We start from the raw sequence: 16,267 nt of genomic DNA on the forward strand, positions 1-16,267 counted from the left end.
GGGCAGGCGCAGCCCGATGCCAATTACCAGAGGATCGTCAGCAAGATCGGCAAGGCTCCCCCGCAGTACCCGGACATCGACGACGAGTGACGACGCACCGTGCCGCATCGAAAGGGTGGGTAATTACGCAAGCAGCCACCCCATGCTCGCCTCAGGGCCTGGGGTCATCGCCAAGCGCCGCGGCATGGCGCGCGCCCGTGTGTCGGTAGCACGCAAATTGGCGGTCATCCTGCATCGCATGTGGGCCGAGGCAACCGAATTCCGCTTTGGAAAGGAGCCTGCCGCGCTGGCGGCGTGAACCGAGACAGACCGAGGAGCAAGCAACACGAACTGGCCTGCTGCCGGTTTCGTGGACACCGAGATAATATAAGTGGACTGCACCTGGCGCGATAGACAGGCCCCGCCTATCCTTTGAGCACAGGAGGCAGCTTGTGAGTACGCAGAGGTTTACCCCGGAATTCAAGGAAGAAGCAGTCAAGCAGGTCGTTGATCGAGGCTATGGCGTGCCCGATGTCGCTGCACGTTTGGGCGTCTCGGCGCACAGCCTGTATAAATGGGTGAAGGCGGTATCGCCCGACAAATCGGAGCAGCAATCGAAAGATCTGCTTGAAGCCAAGAGTGAGATCCTGCGCCTGCGCTCGCAACTGCGGCGGGTGGAGGAGGAGCGGGATTTGTTAAAAAAAGCCGCGCGGTACTTTGCCAGGGAACCCGAGTGAAGTACCGCTTCATGAACGAGCACCGTCACGCATATGCGGTCACCTCGATGTGTCGGGTCTTGCGTGTCGCCCGGGCAGGTTTCTACACATGGCTGCATGGGCCCGTCAGCGATCACGCCAGGGAAGATGCCAGGCTGCTCGGTCTCATCCGCGATTCCTACAGAGCGAGTCACGGAGTTTATGGTGCACGCCGCATATTCGGTGATCTTCGGGAAGCCGGCGAGATTCGGGAAGCCGGCGCAGACCTTGCTTCACCCCGGCCCGGGCAAACAGCCGGTTCTCCAGTGCGTCGTCGGTCAGTTCGCCCGGCAGCGGCCAATTCAGCTCCGCCGCGGCCGCCCGCTTCAGATTATCCTGGACGGTGCTGCGCGCTATTCCCAGCCTCTGCGCAATCTCGCGGGCGCTCGTTCCGTCGCCGGCAAGCCGTAGCATTTGTCGTAGTTGTCTCATGGTCAGCCTTCTCTTTGCCGGCATCACGCGTCCCTCGTTCAAAAGGACCGTCATGCCAAAGTTGCTGACCCAGATGTGTTCTCTTTAGCCCCGTCAAAGTGGCCGGATATTGATCGGAATCGTGGCCGGCTTCATTCCGGAATGGTGGCCGGCTTCAAGTTGGAGTACCCGGCCGGATAACGTCGGAACCCACAGGGACGTTGGGCGAGGCGATCTACTTGAGAGTCCCGAACCTGCCCGTCAAAGCTCGGCAAGGTCGTGAAACAGATTGAGACGCCTCGCCCTCCTGATCCCATAATGCGGCGGCAAGAGCGCCGACCGCGAAGAGAAGCGAGTGACCTGCGGGAGGGTCCAGAAGAAAGTGCAGGAGTAGCTTGACCTAAACGACCCCAATCAGAGAGGACACTTAGAGAGAGAAGCGACGCAGTTCAGCCTCGGCCGCTAGAGCGTCGCGATCTCTATTTTTCGGTGGTGTAGTCCACCCCGTACCACTTCAGCGACAGCTTCGGGAGCGAGCCATTTTCTTTCATTTTCTGGATTGCCTCGGCGATCTTACCGCTGAATTCCTTGTCTCCATGAAGCACTGCGATTGCTCCCGGCGCGGCGTATAGCGGGTCGCCAAGAAGCTTTATTGGATAGCCGGCGCTTATTGCATTATTTGCAGAAGTGCCGTCAGTAATAACTGCATTAAGGCGAACTCCATCGCCGAGCCGGAGGTCATCGAACGCTACATTGGTGCTTGCATAGGTTTTGACTGCGCCAGGCTTGAATTGATAGGTGACTGGCGTACCGCCTTTCCAATCCGCGGTAAGCGCATGGTTGGCATAAGATTCGTACGTCGTGTTCGCTGTGACGCCGACGGTCTTGGCGTCTAGATCGGCAAGCTTGGTCGCCTTGCTATCATTTTGCACAACAGCGAACACCTGCTCGTAGAAGTAAATAGCTGGAAAGTCGAATTTCTCGGCTCGAGCCGCGGTTGGCGTCATCTGACCCATCGCGATATCCCATCGGCCTTCCCACTTGCCCGCCGTGATAATATCCCAACCCGGCGTCACGAACTTGACCTCCACACCAAGCGATTTTGCGATATGCTTCGCGATATCAACGTCGTAACCCTCGAGTTGGTGCTTCTCGTTTAGTCGCGAGACCGGACCCCAGTCTGTTCCCACAGCCACTGTTAGCGTCTTTGACTCCAGCACCTTGTCGAGCATGCTCCCAGCATTAGCTGCGCTCGTCGTAGCCGCGATCGCTACCGCAAGCGATGCCGCGGCCGTAACTGCCGTCATAAGTCTGCTCATGGATATTCCCCTTTCTTTCGTTGCTTTCCTTCGCCGACATGGACGCACTCCCGCACTCTCTAGTCGGCAGCTGTTCATAGCTCGTCGCGACAGACGTTGCAACATATGTTCTCAATTGCGAATAGATGATTTACATGGATCAGCGCAATGCAGCGTCAAGCCCCAACTGGATATTCGAGCCTCGGCACGGGAATGTCCGTCAGACCGCGTGGCCGGCAACCGCCGACGCCCGCAGTAAGATAGGAACAGCCCCGGACGCACAATCGGGAATGCGGCCACGGTGCTTTTTTCACAGTTAGCCCCACCTCCCAGAGAGGCGGGACAGTTTTTTACGCTTCAGCTCGATGCACTGTCGCGGTCGCATGGGCGGAGGCGGGACTACTGTGGGCTGTTGCCAGGGAGGCCCATGCAACCTGATCCGGCTGCCGATGCGGCGACAATCTCCTCGCGCCGTGCAGACCACCTCGCCCGCTCAGCATCCGATAGCGGGCCGTCAGCGGGGTCTGAGCTTTCCAAGCGGTCTCGCGCACTTTCGGCGGCGCCTGTTCAATTCGGTACAGTTTCTCCACTCCGAGCCTCGGAGGATCCACCGGCCCCTGCAGATCGGGCGTCTCGACGTAGCACATCCTCCATGCGCGCGACATTGACGAACGCGTCGGCCAACAGCTTCAGCGTCCAACGGGGCGCCCCACTGGCGGGCTGGAGCCGACGGTGGCCACCAGCAGGGCTTCTTCCTTGCCGGTCAGCGTGCGCTCCGCTCGGGGCGTGGTTCTTCGCTGAGCGCTGCGTCAAGGCACATCCACCTCACATACTCTTCGAGTTGGCTCCGGCATCGGTGGTTCGCCCTAAACTGGCAGTGTTGAAACGAGGGTTGCTCGTCGGCCCTATCCCCATGCCAGGACGAACCGTGGAAGAATATAGCGAGGTTTTCATAGGATTGGATGTTGCGAAGGATCGGCATGCTGTTGCTCTCGCCGAGAGCGGGCGTACCGGCGAGGTTCGATATGTCGGCGAGATATCGTCCGATAGTGCGTCAGTACGCCGCCTCGACCGCAAGCTCGGACGCCCGGTCGCAGAGCCTTTGGCCAAGACGTCGCCCGGCAACCCCATGACCGGGCAAATCCAGTCTTGCGGGTCCGCGAACCGCAGCCCGGTTGGCGCCGCCGTTACGAAGCCATCCAGCGCCGACATGGTCCGCACGCTCATGACGTGGTCTCCTTCCGGCCGTTGCTCTCGCCGGACATCCGGAGTGTCGCCCTGAAACTTACGCTCCGTGATTACAGCCGACTCTCAGTTCGAATTCATCAAGAGCATCCCGGGGAACTGGAGTCTTTCGTTCCATCGCGCGCCGAGATGACGGCGATATAGAAACTGCATTTGACGTAAGCCACTGCTGGAGCGATTCTCCGACCGAGAATAGGCCTGAATTGCCCTGCTGCCGCAGTCCGAGTAACTTGTAAAGCATCAGCTGCCCCATGTTGTGGAAGTGAACTTGATGTATTCGATGGGCCGAACGTCCTAAAGCTCATGGAGAAGGTTAATGACTGCAAAGCGGACGAAAATACCTTGTACTGGAACATTGTTTGGTCAATCCGAGTATGAGAGACGGCAGCGCGGGTGCTCGAAGCTGTGGAACGAGCAGGCTTGGATGCCCTACTTGTCACCGCTCAAAGCCATCTGCGCTATCTGACGGGATATTCCGGTGCTGGCTCGTCCTTTGCTCCCCATCCCTTGATCCTTACACCGGGGCGAGAACCGACGTTTGTTGTTCGCAAATTTGATGAGGAGAATGTCAGGGCTTTCAGCTGCATCAACGAGATCGGGCCATACACGCAGCGCTATGAGTTCCGTATTGTATCTGCCGATGTTCTGCGGCGATTGAATCTCCACAACAAACGGGTCGGGATGGAACTCGACCGCTCGTCCCTCGCGCCTGCCGACGTGACCGCGCTGCACCATGAGCTTCCGGACTTGAAGATCGTTGACGCGAGCAGGCTCGTTGCGGCGGTCGCAGCAGTGAAGAGTCACGTAGAAATTCAGGCTTTGCAAAAGGCAGCAATCATCACTGACTTGCTATTGGTTCATTTCACGAAATGCTTCGCGACGGTGTCACCGAGACTGAAGTGGCTACTGGAATCCAAGATAGGGTAGATGCTGCAGGAGGTGCGTTGGCATCCTCGCTGAACTTGGTGTTCGGGGAACGGCTGCGGTTGCCGCATGCCAACCCGGCTGCAGCGAGAGTGTCTTGGTGACAGAAGATAAAGCCGAGATACTGAGCAGGATCCCGCACACTCTTTATCGAGCCTGAGCTTTTCTTGATCAGTCTGCTCGCAAAGTTCACAGTTAAAGAGATTGTCACCTACGCTTGCGGCGTCGAGGCGTCAAAGAGTGTTGAAGGTCCAGTATTCGGCGGGGAGCGTCTTCTATGCAAAACGCGTAATTTCTTTAGGAGCACGTCGTGATGGCTCAATGCCGCAATGCCCTTGGTATCCTTCAACTTGATGAAGGTCTGTCGGCCGAGAAATCGTTGGGAGTTCCACGGTCCGGCTCCCTCTGGCCGAAATTCGACCGCCCAGTCATCACGGAAATCGTGGAGGTGCATTTGCAGATATCATCATTTGTGGTGACCCGTCGCTCGAACGTTCCTGCGTCGCGGCCGCTCGACGGTTGGTTGAACGAGGCGCGGGGGTTATTTCTTCTGATTGCGGGTTTTTCATCCGGCATCAGGCGGCGGTTGCCGCCGCCGTCAAGATTCCTGTAGCGATGTCCAGCCTGCTCTTCGTTCCGACGTTGCTGCGACAGTTGGCGCCTTCTCACAAGCTCGCGATCGTGACGGCTGAGTAGAGAAATTGCAGTAAAGATTTGCTTGGCGTCAGCAATCCGACAGATCGAGCGAGAGTGGTAATCGGCGGTGTGGAAGGCGGCGAATTTCTACGCAATGCTTTGGCGCGTCCAGCAATCTGGACGGACAGCGATCAGATCGAAAGCGAGGTCTACGCTTGTGCGACGCAACTTCGCGCGAAGCATCTAGAAATCGGGCTGCTCCTGTTCGAATGCACGGGATTCCCTCTAGTCACGGACGCACTCCGCCGTCGTACAAGGCTAACGGAATGTATCTTGGAGACCCATCGCGCGACCAGATGACGACAATATAGAAACGGCATTTGACGCAAGCCGCCATAGCCAATGAAAGTACGGGAAGTTAAACCAGATACGGATCAACAATGATCGGAGCACCACACCTCACGTTCGCTCTCGATACGCCTGGCGTAAGCAAAGGGCACCTCGTTGTCCCAAAAGGCGCCGACAGCGAAGCTCTTCTGCTCCCGGTCCTAAGCCTCAACAAAGGGGAGGGGCCGCGTCTCCTTGTCACTGCCGGATGTCATGGCAATGAATTGGAAGGGCCAATTGTCGCGCGACGACTTCTTGATTGGCTTCCCGATGCCCAGAAGTGTGGAAAGGTCATCATCGTACCCGTGCTCAATCCACCGGCTGCGCAGGCTTGGAGCCGCAACTCGCCGGTCGACGGGTTGAATCTCAATCGAGTATTTCCAGGCCGCGCGGACGGGCCGTTGTCCGAACGCATCGCGGATGCGGTTTCTCGCATCTTGTTGCCAATGGTTGACACAGTATTCGATCTGCATGGCTTCGGACCGCGATGGGAGTTTGCCCCTGCAAGCACGACGCATCCTATTGCTGATGCTGATCTTATGCGCAAGACGCTTCAAGTGGCGGAGGCGTTCAAGTTGCCAGTGACTTTGATCTGGGACGGACCAGATACGCGGGGTATGTTTGATACTTGGGCGCAAAGCCAAGGCAAGGTATTCATTTGTGCTGAACTTGGTGGCGGGACCGTCGACTCAGATGTTCTTATGATTGCCGAAACTGCGGTCCGCAACGCACTAATCTCCCTCGGAATTATCGAAGGAGAAATAGTGTGGCCGACGTTCCGTCAACAGCGGTCTAGCCGGACACTTAGGACACTGCCTTCCGATCTGCTGAAATCGCCCGCGCGCGGCATCTTCGAACCTCGCTGCTCGGTGCTGGACGAAATCAAGCAGGGAGATCTTATTGGTATCGTGCATCCGATGGATCCGTGGTCGAGTAGTTCAACTGATATTCGCGCGCCTTCCACATCCATCGTCTGCGGTCTCCGATCCGGAGAGCATGTCGATGCCGACGAAGCGGTGGCGCTCATTGCACGACCAGTAAATCTCTGAAAATCAGGCGCGCATGCACCCCGCTATTCGCCGACATGAACAGGAAAAGAAGATGATATGCGTGCCGCGTGATCCCTCCGCCTTTTTAACCGGTTACCTACAAGATCACAAGATCCAAGCCGGTGTCGCCGAAAGTCACTGGATGCCAACCCAAAATGAATCGTGATTTCCAGCTCTCTGGGCGTTCGCCCGTAATCGCCATCAACGGTATGGCCGCCACCTCGCATCCGCTTGCCACCTTGGCGGCGGTTGACATTCTGCGTGATGGCGGCACGGCTGCGGATGCAGCGGTGGCCGCGGTCGCCGCGCTCTGCGTAGTCGAGCCGGCCAATACCGGCATCGGCGGTGATTGCTACACGCTGATTTCAAAGCCGGGCAAGCCGGTCTGGGGCTACAATGGTTCGGGGCGCTCTGGCGCCAACGCCTCCTATCAACCGCTGCGCGACCAAGGCGTGCGCGAGATCGGTGATTCAGTCCATTCCGTTACCGTGCCAGGCGCCATCGACGCCTGGGAGCAGACCCTCAAGGCGCACGGGCGTTTCGGTTTTGATCGCGTGCTGCGTGCAGCGATTCAGTACGCGGAAAGCGGCTTCCCGGTCGCACAGCGTGTTGCCTTGGACTGGCAGCGCCATGTGGGCAAGCTCGCCGCCTGTCGAGGTGCCGCGAAGCACTATTTGTTCAACGGCATGGCGCCAAAGGAAGGGGACGTGATCCGTTTCCCGGCGCTCGCCGAGACATTGAAAACTATTGCCCTTAAGGGCGCCAAGGGGTTCTACGAAGGCGCGGTGGGTGCCGAGATGGCGGCCACAGTTGCCGCCCGAGGCTCTTTCCTGAAAGACGAGGACTTCGCCAATCATCGCGGCAATACGGTCGTTCCGATCTCGACCGAGTATCGTGGGGTCGATCTTATCGAGATCCCCCCGAACGGGCAGGGACTTACCGCGCTTGTGATGCTCAACATCCTCGAAAATTTCGATCTCAAGTCGCTCGATCCGATGGGGCCGGAGCGGTTCCACCTTGTGCTTGAAGCGGCGCGCATCGGTTATGCCGTTCGCGATACACATCTTAGCGATGCCGACCACATGCGAACGCCGGTCGCGGCACTAACCGACAAGGCCTGGGGAAAGAAACTGGCTTCGCTCATCGACATGAACAAGAGGAGCGAACTGCCGGCCGCGCTAACCCCCGGTAGCAACACGGTCTATATCTCCGTGGTGGATAGAGACCGCAATGCGGTGTCGCTGATCAACTCGCTGTACTCCGGCTTCGGCGCCGGCATCTGCACCGAGAGATCGGGCGTGCTGCTGACCAACCGCGGTGCCTGCTTCACGCTCGCGCCTGACCATCCTAACACTTTCGGCCCGGCCAAGCGGCCAATGCATACCATCATCCCGGCGCTGGCGATGAAAAACGGACGCTGCGAGATGAGCTTCGGCGTGATGGGCGGGCACTACCAGCCGATGGGCCACGTGCAGATCCTGCTCAACATGCTCGAATACGGCATGGATGTGCAGCAGGCGATCGACTGCCCTCGTCTATTCTGGGAGAACGACAGGGTTGCGGTTGAGACCAGCATTCCACAGAGAACCATGGACGGCCTCCGCGCGCGCGGCCACAACATCGTCCTCCGCGACCTGCCTTGGGGCGGTGCGCAGACAGTCAAGATCGATTGGGATCGCGGCGTGCTGATCGGCGGATCTGAGCCGCGCAACGACGGCTGCGCCTTGGGATATTAACTAAGCTTGGGGCATTGCGACGCGTTGCTAACGTTTGTCTCCCCGAAAGCGTAGTAGCCTGAGGAACCTCTGAGAAAACGTCTTTCAGGGCGATTGCGTTGCATGGATAGGGTGATTTTCCGCCAATTTGTGCATGTGAATGAGAAGGGCTTTTGACTGATGCAGCATACCGACTGGCGCCCTCGTGCCGGCACTACCTTCACCTGTAAAAAACAACCGGCGACTGGGTCGCGTGGCATGGTGGCGACGAACCACCCGCTCGTTTCTGCCGCTGGGTGGAATTCTCGCGGCCGGTGGTAGCGCGATCCATGCAGCCATCGGCGCCTGCTTTACGTTTACGGTCCTTAACCGATGATGGTGGGACTGCGTGGCGGCATAGCGCCTATCCGCCTCCCAAATGGATCGGCTACCGGTCAAGAATTTTGACCCTTGAGTACCTGATCTGGGCTGAAAAGGCCAAGGGCGGTGGCTCGTTCGCAACCCACAAACAGGTGACCAAACATACGGCGGCAGCGCTTTAGCAGCCGAGGGATCACTGAAGAAACGTCTTTCGTCCAGGAGGTTCAGGATATGACAACGGCCATCGCATCGAGGCGCTTGAAAGTTAAGGGGATTCAAGGCGAAGTTTCTATCAGTATTGATCGATGGGGGGTGCCCCACATCAGAGCAGAAAACCTGCACGACCTCTTCTTCGCGCAGGGTTGGAATTCGGCGCGGGATCGGCTTTGGCAAATTGATCTGGCCCGCAAACGCGGCCTGGGTCTTCTCTCGCGCGATTTTGGCCCTGGATACCTCGCACAAGACAGGGCTTCACGTCTGTTTCTTTATCATGGGGACATGGCATCCGAATGGAAAGCATATGGACGAGATGCCGAAGAAATCTGCACTGCGTTCGCAGACGGCATCAATGCCTATGTGGATGCGTGCGACGCAGGTCTGGTCCAGCTTCCGCCCGAATTCGCCGCGCTGGGAAACCGACCGGATCGCTGGAAGCCGGAAGATGTCGTTCGCATCCGCACCCACTGCCTGACGCGCAATGCGTCGTCCGAACTGCTGCGCTCCAAGGTGATGGCTCTTGCCGGCGTGGAACTCGGGGCTAAGCTCGATACGCTTCGGAAGCAACTGCCTCATGGCGGCACTCCCGCGCCCGCGGAGGGTTTCGACCCGGCCGTGATGAGCGACCGGGTGTTGCGGGATTTTCAGCTCGCGATCAGCCCTGTCACGTTCTCTCAGGAAAGACTTGACTGTTCGCTCCAAGAGGCCGGTCTCTGGACCGTGGCTGCGCCGACGGGTGACATCGCCCGTTCCGCATTCGAGGAAGGCTCGAATAACTGGGCTATTTCGGCACGGAGGACCGCGACAGGCCGACCCATTCTCGCGTTGGATCCTCACCGTACGCACACCATGCCTTCCATTCGCTACGTCGTGCATCTGGCCATGCCGGGCCTGGACGTGATTGGTGCCGGGGAGCCCATGGTCCCCGGTGTGTCGATGGGACACAACGGAACGGCTGCTTTTGGATTGACGATATTTGGCGCCGATCAGGAAGACATATACGTCTACGACTGCGCTTCGGACGATCCTGACAGCTACGCCTACGATGCTGGTTGGGAGAAGGTGCGCGTTATTGAGGAAACCATCCCGGTCAAGGGATACCCAGAACATGCGGTGGGGCTGAAGTTCACACGGCACGGACCTGTGGTCTACCAGGACGTGAAGAATAACCGCGCTTTCGCGGTGAGGACCGTTCTGACGGATGCGGGCACGGCGCCCTACATGGCCAGCCTCTGTGTCATGAGGGCAAAGACCTATGTTCAGTATGCGCAAAGCCTCGCAGGCTGGGGAGCCCCGTCGGTCAATCACGTATATGCCGACACGAGTAACACGATCGCCTGGCGGCCTGCCGGAGCAATGCCGTTGCGTAAGAATTGGGATGGTCTCCTTCCTGTACCTGGCGATGGCCGTTTCGAGTGGGATGGATATCTCTGCCCCGAAAAAGGTCCATCAGTTGTCAATCCGACGCGCGGCTTCGTGGCCACTGCCAACGCAATGAACATCCCGAACGAGTGGGCCAAGTCCAATCCGGCAGTCGCCTACGAGTGGCCGGACAGCAGCAGGCACGACACGCTCCATCGTGAGCTTGGCCGCGACGAGCGAGTCTCCATAGAAGATTGCATGCGCGTGCAATGTTCGACATTTTCGCCCATTGCTGACCGAATTATCAAGGCCGTGACACCGTTCTTTACGGATGCAGCCGATGGGACGATTTGGTCGTTTCTAGAGGCATGGGATAGTAATCTGTCGGCGGACTCGGCGCCGGCGGCTCTGTTTGAGGTCTGGCTGACCAAGCATCTTGGCCCCTTGCTTGCGAAGCGGGAGGGAGCCAGTGCCCAAATCATTTCATTGCTGATGCCGGTTGAGTCCCAAAAGATCGCCGCGTGGTTGGAAAACCTTGCGGCAGATTGGGACCTGATTGCAGCCCTGCAAGCCAGTCTCGCAGACGCCTGGGCGGAATGTTCGACGCTGATGGGGTCAAATCCCGCCGTCTGGTCGTGGGGACGTCTCCACTCGCTGCATCTGCGGCACCCACTCGAGTCCCTCGGAAACTCGACTTGGTCCATGGAACCGATGCCGATCGGCGGCAGCGGCTCGTGCATCAATTTCGCGACCTATCGCCTAGCCGATTTTTCGGTCGTCGCCGGTCCTTCCGTGCGCATGATCATCGATGTCGGAAATTGGGACCAAAGTCTTTTCGTCAACAATCCCGGACAGTCTGGTGTCCCGGGTTCTCCGCACTACTCGGACCTCGCGTCAAGTTGGCGGCACGGTGAATACAAGCCGTTGCTCTACTCCATGACAAAAGTCGATGAGGCGACGTTTTCGAAGGTCATTCTCGCGCCTGCTTAACCTGATGAAGCGTCCACCCCAAAACAAGACATGTTCCGTCCCGCTCTGCAGAACCGCCATCGATAGGGAACCCGAAATGTTGAGCCAAACTTCCGCGACCAATCCTGCCGATCTCGGCGCCGTCGAGGCACGCAGCCTGATTGCACGCCGTGCTCTTTCGCCACTTGAACTGGCTGACGCGTGCATTGCCCGGGTGGAGGCAATCGACCATGCCGTCAATGCGCTCGTTGCTCGCGATTTCGATGGTCTTCGTGAAGGTGCCAAAGCAATGGAAGATCGATTGATGTCGGGTCTGCCTCTCGGGGCCCTTCATGGGCTGCCCTTTGCGGTCAAGGATATGATCGATGTCAAGGGCCTGCACACGACCTTCGGCTCTGAGATATTCCGCAACAATATCGCCAGCAAGGACGATGCCGTCGTCGCCGCAATGCGTGCAGCCGGCGCTATGCCCATCGGCAAGACCAACGTTCCTGAATGGAGCCTGGGTGCCAATACGAGAAATCGTGTCTATGGGGTCACCGCCAATCCGCATGATCTGACTCGAAGCTGCGCTGGCTCGTCCGGCGGGTCTGCCGTAGCACTGGCTTGCCGCTATGCCCCACTCGCCACCGGCTCAGATACGGGCGGAAGTGTCCGTAACCCCGCCGCCTTCTGCGGCATCGTCGGTTACAGGCCGAGTTCAGGCTTGGTGCCTGGCGACACTCGTGCCGTGGCGTTGATCCCGTGGTCGACTATCGGGCCGATGGCGCGCAATGTCGCAGACTGCGCCCTGATGCTTTCGGTCCTTGCCAGGCCCGATCATAACGATCCCTTCACCACGGTGATCGACGGGCGCACCCTTTGGGATCCGGCACATTTTGCCAATCTGCCGCGGCGGGACTTGTCATCAGTGAAGATCGCAGCGACTGAAGATTTCGGCATTGCGCCCACCGCAGCCATCGTGCGGCGGCATTTTCGCAGTATTCTGCCACGCCTGCAGCCGTATTTCGGTGCACTTGAGGAAGCCGCGCCCGATTGTAGCGACGCGGACCGCATCTTTTCAGTGCTGCGTGGAGTTTTATGCCTTCGTATGGCCGAACTGGTCGACAACCAGCCGGATCTGGTTGGGCCAAACGTCACAGATAACGTTGCGGAAGGGCGTAGCTATTCCGGAGAGGACGTTTCCAAGGCGCTAATCGCACAAGGGCGTTATCAGCGTGACTGGCAGGCCTTTTTCGAGGACCACGACTATCTCATCTCTCCGGCGATCACGATAAGTCCTCCACCCTGGCGTGAACTCTTCCCAGTGGAAATTGATGGTGAGGCGACCAAGAGTTATTACCATTGGCTCGGCATGGCCTATACATCGACCATCCCTGGCCATCCTTCGATTACCATCCCGTGCGGACGCGATGAGAAGGGGCTGCCTTTCGGGCTGCAAATCGTCGGACGCCGTCACGGCGATCTGGGCCTGCTCGCCATCGCTGCAGAACTCGAGCAGGTGATTAACGGGCATTCTGACCTCGCACCATGCCGGCCGGATATCGATATGCTCAAATCCGCGCCGCATTTGAGTGAAGCGGAGGGATTTCTCGGGTTTGAGTAGGTGTAACGCATTCCCAATTGAACGAAGCCACTGACGGGGCATTTGGCGGGTCGTTTTGCGGATGAAGGCAATAGAAGGCACTGCTGCCTATCCGAAAACTCGCGCTATTGCGGTTCCGCTTCCCCCGTGCCACCTTCGCTGTAGCCGCGTGAATGCCCTTCATCAGCCTGGCGAAGAAGATCCCGCTCCTCCAGGCCACAATCGCCATATCGTCCCGCGGCTTCGTTCAAACTGGCTTGCAGTGAAGTCCGACACCCAGTCCGCATGCTTCATCGAGTATGCGGTCCTCACATAGTTCAGACCGAATATTTGCTGATTGCAAAGGGAATTGCGCGAACCTTGATCCTTTGGGTGAATCGACCCTATTAATTGCGGACGTTGTCAATGCGGTTTGGTAATGCCGCTGCCGGGGTCCTGGTCCTTTTCAAGGTCGATCGCCTCATGACCGTTTTTCGTGTCAGCGGTGCGCTCGATGTGTTCGAGCGCAGGTATATCGGCCGGAGCGCGCACATGACACGCGACGACGCGACCGTCTGCCATCGGAACCAAAGGCGGGACCTCGATGCGGCAGCGCTCAACCGCAAGCGGGCAGCGCGGATGGAAGGCGCATCCGTTGGGCGGATTGATAGGGCTCGGGACCTCGCCATCTACCGGCGCTTCGAGCCGAACTCGCGCGGGATCCGGCACTGGAGCTGCCGCTATCAGCGCCTCCGTATAGGGGTGGACCGGATTTGCGAAGAGCGCCTCGCATGGGGCGAGTTCGACAATGCGCCCCAAATACATGACTGCCACGCGATGGCCGACGTGCTCCACAACCCCAAGGTCGTGCGAGATGAAGATGAAGGCGATCCCCATCTGTTGCTGTAGGTCCAGAAGCAGGTTCAAGATCTGTGCCTGCACCGAGACGTCCAAGGCGGAGACCGCCTCATCGGCAATGATAAGCGAGGGGTTGAGTGATAGCGCTCGCGCGATGCCGAGCCGCTGACGCTGACCGCCCGACAACTCCGACGGAAGCCTGTGCATCATCTCAGGCGACATTCCGACCTTCTGGAGAAGGTCCGCCGCACGCGCTTCGCGCTGCCTCCGGCTGAGGCGCTCAAAATTCTCAACAGGTTCGGTGATAATCTGTCCGGCCGTGAGGCGCGGGTTCAGCGACGAATAAGGATCTTGAAAGACCATTTGCATCCGGCGGCGAACCGCCCGAAGGGCGTGCTTGTTGAGACCCGCAATGTCTGTCCCGTCGATCAGCACGCGCCCGTTCGTCGGCTCCGCGAGCCGCATCAGGAGCCGCGCGACAGTGGACTTGCCGCAACCGGATTCGCCAACAATGCAGAGGGTCTCGCCTGCCTTCACGGAAAAGGACACATCCTCCACCGCCCGCACCATCGGCACGGCTTTTTTCAAGATTCCCGCACCGAGCGGATAATGCTTGGTCAGACTTTCGACTCTCAGCAAAGGATCACTCATGCTCCAACTACCTCTTCGGCGCGCCAGCAAGCCGCGGCGTGACCGGGCTCGACATCGTGAAGAATTGGCGTCTGCTCGCTGCAGATACCTGTCGCGAACGGGCAGCGAGGTGCAAAGCTGCAGCCTACAATCGGCTCGCGAAGGCTTGGTACGATACCCGGAATTTCGGGCAGGCGGCGCTGTCGACCGCGCCGGCGGTCAGGTACCGAGCGCATGAGGCCTTGCGTATAGGGATGGGCTGGGCGCGCGAAGAGATCGGTTACGGTCGCTTGCTCAACGATCCGACCGGCATACATCACGATCACGCGTTGACATGTCTCGGCAACAACGCCCAAATCATGCGTGATCAACATCACGGCCGTTCCCGTGCGCTCTTTCAGATCGACGATGAGCCGCAGGATCTGCGCCTGGATCGTGACGTCAAGCGCGGTCGTGGGCTCATCGGCGATCAGCAGTTCCGGCGAGCAGGCAAGCGCCATGGCGATCATGGCGCGCTGGCGCATGCCGCCCGACATCTCGTGGGGATAGCTGTTCACACGACGCTCGGGGTCGGCCATGCGGACGAGCCGGAGCATCTCTTTGGCCTTTGCCATTGCATCTGACCGGGAGGCATTTGTGTGGATCTGCACGGCCTCGGCAATTTGGCGACCGACGGTGTAAACCGGGTTCAGGCTGGTCATCGGATCTTGAAAGATCATCGCGATCTGGTCGCCGCGGATTTGTCGCATCTCCCGATCCGACAGCTGAAGCAGGTCGCGTCCTTGGAAGCGGACTTCACCGCCGACAGTCTTGGCGTTCAGTTTCGGCAGCAGGCGAAGAATGGAGAGGGCAGTGACGCTCTTCCCGCATCCCGATTCGCCGACGACCCCGACCGTCTCGCCTTTTTTCACCTGGAAGCTTATGCCGCCCAAGGCGCGGGTGACGCTTTCTTCGCCGTAAAAGTGTGTCTCAAGGTCTCGAACATCGAGAAGCACGTCGTCCCCTATGGAGTCTCGCATCAGCATGTCAACGTCTCCGCTTGGCGCGGGGGTCGAACAGGTCGCGCAGGCCATCCCCGAGCAGGTTGACGGCAAGAACCGTGACGGCCAGGCAGATGCCGGGGGCGAAAACCGTTAACGGGGCAATAGAGAGATACAATCGAGAGCTTGAGATCATGTTGCCCCAACTCGGAATCTCGGGCGGCACGCCTATGCCCAGAAAGCTCAATCCGGCTTCGATCAGGATCGCCTCTGCGCAAACGATGGCGCACTGCACCATGAGCGCCGGAATGGTGCTCGGCAGGATATGCCGCCACAGCACCTTCGGCAGGCGCGCACCGCCGCAGACTGCAGCCTCCACATAGGGACGCTCCCGAACACTCAAAGCCACCGAACGCACCAGCCTTGTGACGCTTGGCAGTTGAACGATCGTGATGGCGACGATGAGGATAGCGATCCCCGGGCCCGTCAGCGAAATAAGGGCGATGGCCAGTAGAATCGTCGGGATTGACATCAGGGCGTCCATCACCCGCATTATGATATTGTCGAAGCTGCGGACATAGCCGGCGATGATACCGATTAGAAGGCCACCCAGAGCCGCGCCAGCCGCCGACGTCAATCCCACGATGAGGGAGATCCGGGCGCCGAACACCGTTCGTGCAAACACGTCACGGCCAAGATTGTCGCTTCCGAACCACACCCCGGCAGAGGGCGGCTGAAGGCGCGCAAAGGGATCCATGTTTAATGGATCGCCAGCGTAAAGCGGGGCGGCGAACGCCAGCACGATCAGAAGCGCCAACAGGCCGCCGCCGACCGCGACCAGCGGATGCCGCTTGGCCAGACGGGAAAGGTCGGCTATTCGAAGGCGGCCCGCCGGGACGTATTCGACTGGTGCAGAGAGGATCATCATA

At 59.0% G+C, this 16,267-nt stretch carries 11 protein-coding genes and 3 pseudogenes; 8 read left to right on the top strand and 6 right to left on the bottom strand.

From position 1 onward, the window contains the following. Positions 1-166 precede the first annotated feature (166 nt). Both D3227_RS36455 and D3227_RS43315 read left to right on the top strand, forming a co-directional pair. Positions 167-298: pseudogene (locus tag D3227_RS36455) on the top strand (IS110 family transposase); the annotation flags it as partial. 133 nt (positions 299-431) lie between these two features. Beyond that, positions 432-940 (top strand): annotated as a pseudogene (locus D3227_RS43315) (transposase); the annotation flags it as partial. Here D3227_RS43315 and D3227_RS36465 read toward each other — a convergent pair. From D3227_RS36465 to D3227_RS36475, 3 genes and pseudogenes are all read right to left on the bottom strand, one after another. Further along, positions 861-1,220 (bottom strand): helix-turn-helix domain-containing protein, encoded by a 360-nt coding sequence (locus D3227_RS36465; RefSeq protein ID WP_245452083.1) that lies wholly within the window; start codon positions 1,218-1,220, stop codon positions 861-863. The pseudogene D3227_RS43315 and the gene D3227_RS36465 sit on opposite strands and share 80 nt — an antisense overlap. A gap of 404 nt (positions 1,221-1,624) precedes the next feature. Then, positions 1,625-2,377 (bottom strand): transporter substrate-binding domain-containing protein, encoded by a 753-nt coding sequence (locus tag D3227_RS36470; protein WP_245452077.1) that lies wholly within the window; start codon positions 2,375-2,377, stop codon positions 1,625-1,627. Positions 2,378-2,925: 548 nt separating this feature from the next. After that, positions 2,926-3,048 (bottom strand): annotated as a pseudogene (locus D3227_RS36475) (IS110 family transposase); the annotation flags it as partial. Positions 3,049-4,081: 1,033 nt separating this feature from the next. Here D3227_RS36475 and D3227_RS36495 point away from each other — a divergent pair. The 6 genes from D3227_RS36495 to D3227_RS36520 all read left to right on the top strand — a co-directional run bounded on the left by D3227_RS36495 (position 4,082) and on the right by D3227_RS36520 (position 12,912). Further along, positions 4,082-4,615 carry an aminopeptidase P family N-terminal domain-containing protein gene (locus tag D3227_RS36495; protein ID WP_120018958.1) on the top strand — a complete coding sequence of 178 codons (534 nt, stop codon included), beginning with the start codon at positions 4,082-4,084 and terminating at the stop codon, positions 4,613-4,615. A gap of 310 nt (positions 4,616-4,925) precedes the next feature. Continuing rightward, positions 4,926-5,225 (top strand): hypothetical protein, encoded by a 300-nt coding sequence (locus tag D3227_RS43320; RefSeq protein ID WP_245452078.1) that lies wholly within the window; start codon positions 4,926-4,928, stop codon positions 5,223-5,225. Positions 5,226-5,688: 463 nt separating this feature from the next. Continuing rightward, positions 5,689-6,684 (top strand): succinylglutamate desuccinylase/aspartoacylase family protein, encoded by a 996-nt coding sequence (locus D3227_RS36505; RefSeq protein ID WP_120018959.1) that lies wholly within the window; start codon positions 5,689-5,691, stop codon positions 6,682-6,684. A gap of 155 nt (positions 6,685-6,839) precedes the next feature. After that, positions 6,840-8,420 (top strand): gamma-glutamyltransferase, encoded by a 1,581-nt coding sequence (gene ggt / locus D3227_RS36510; RefSeq protein ID WP_120018960.1) that lies wholly within the window; start codon positions 6,840-6,842, stop codon positions 8,418-8,420. 570 nt (positions 8,421-8,990) lie between these two features. Then, positions 8,991-11,327 carry a penicillin acylase family protein gene (locus D3227_RS36515; RefSeq protein ID WP_120018961.1) on the top strand — a complete coding sequence of 779 codons (2,337 nt, stop codon included), beginning with the start codon at positions 8,991-8,993 and terminating at the stop codon, positions 11,325-11,327. Positions 11,328-11,403: 76 nt separating this feature from the next. Beyond that, on the top strand, positions 11,404-12,912 hold the full coding sequence (locus tag D3227_RS36520) for an amidase (RefSeq protein ID WP_120018963.1): 1,509 nt from the start codon (positions 11,404-11,406) through the stop codon (positions 12,910-12,912). A gap of 381 nt (positions 12,913-13,293) precedes the next feature. Here D3227_RS36520 and D3227_RS36525 read toward each other — a convergent pair whose 3' ends face one another. From D3227_RS36525 to D3227_RS36535, 3 genes are read right to left on the bottom strand one after another with little or no spacing between them, the layout of a single operon-like run. Beyond that, positions 13,294-14,379, bottom strand: a complete 1,086-nt coding sequence (locus tag D3227_RS36525; protein WP_245452079.1) for an ABC transporter ATP-binding protein — start codon at positions 14,377-14,379, stop codon at positions 13,294-13,296. Then, entirely contained in the window at positions 14,376-15,377 is a 1,002-nt protein-coding gene (locus tag D3227_RS36530; RefSeq protein WP_425374592.1) for an ABC transporter ATP-binding protein, read from the bottom strand. Before D3227_RS36530 ends, D3227_RS36525 begins: the two co-directional genes overlap by 4 nt. 7 nt (positions 15,378-15,384) lie before the next feature. Further along, the gene (locus D3227_RS36535; RefSeq protein ID WP_120018966.1) at positions 15,385-16,266 is read right to left on the bottom strand and encodes an ABC transporter permease; all 882 of its coding nucleotides are present in this window, start codon (positions 16,264-16,266) and stop codon (positions 15,385-15,387) included. Between the last annotated feature and the right edge of the window lies 1 nt (position 16,267).

Origin of the sequence: Mesorhizobium waimense, assembly GCF_003601975.1 — a bacterium.
GTDB classification, from domain to species: domain Bacteria; phylum Pseudomonadota; class Alphaproteobacteria; order Rhizobiales; family Rhizobiaceae; genus Mesorhizobium; species Mesorhizobium waimense.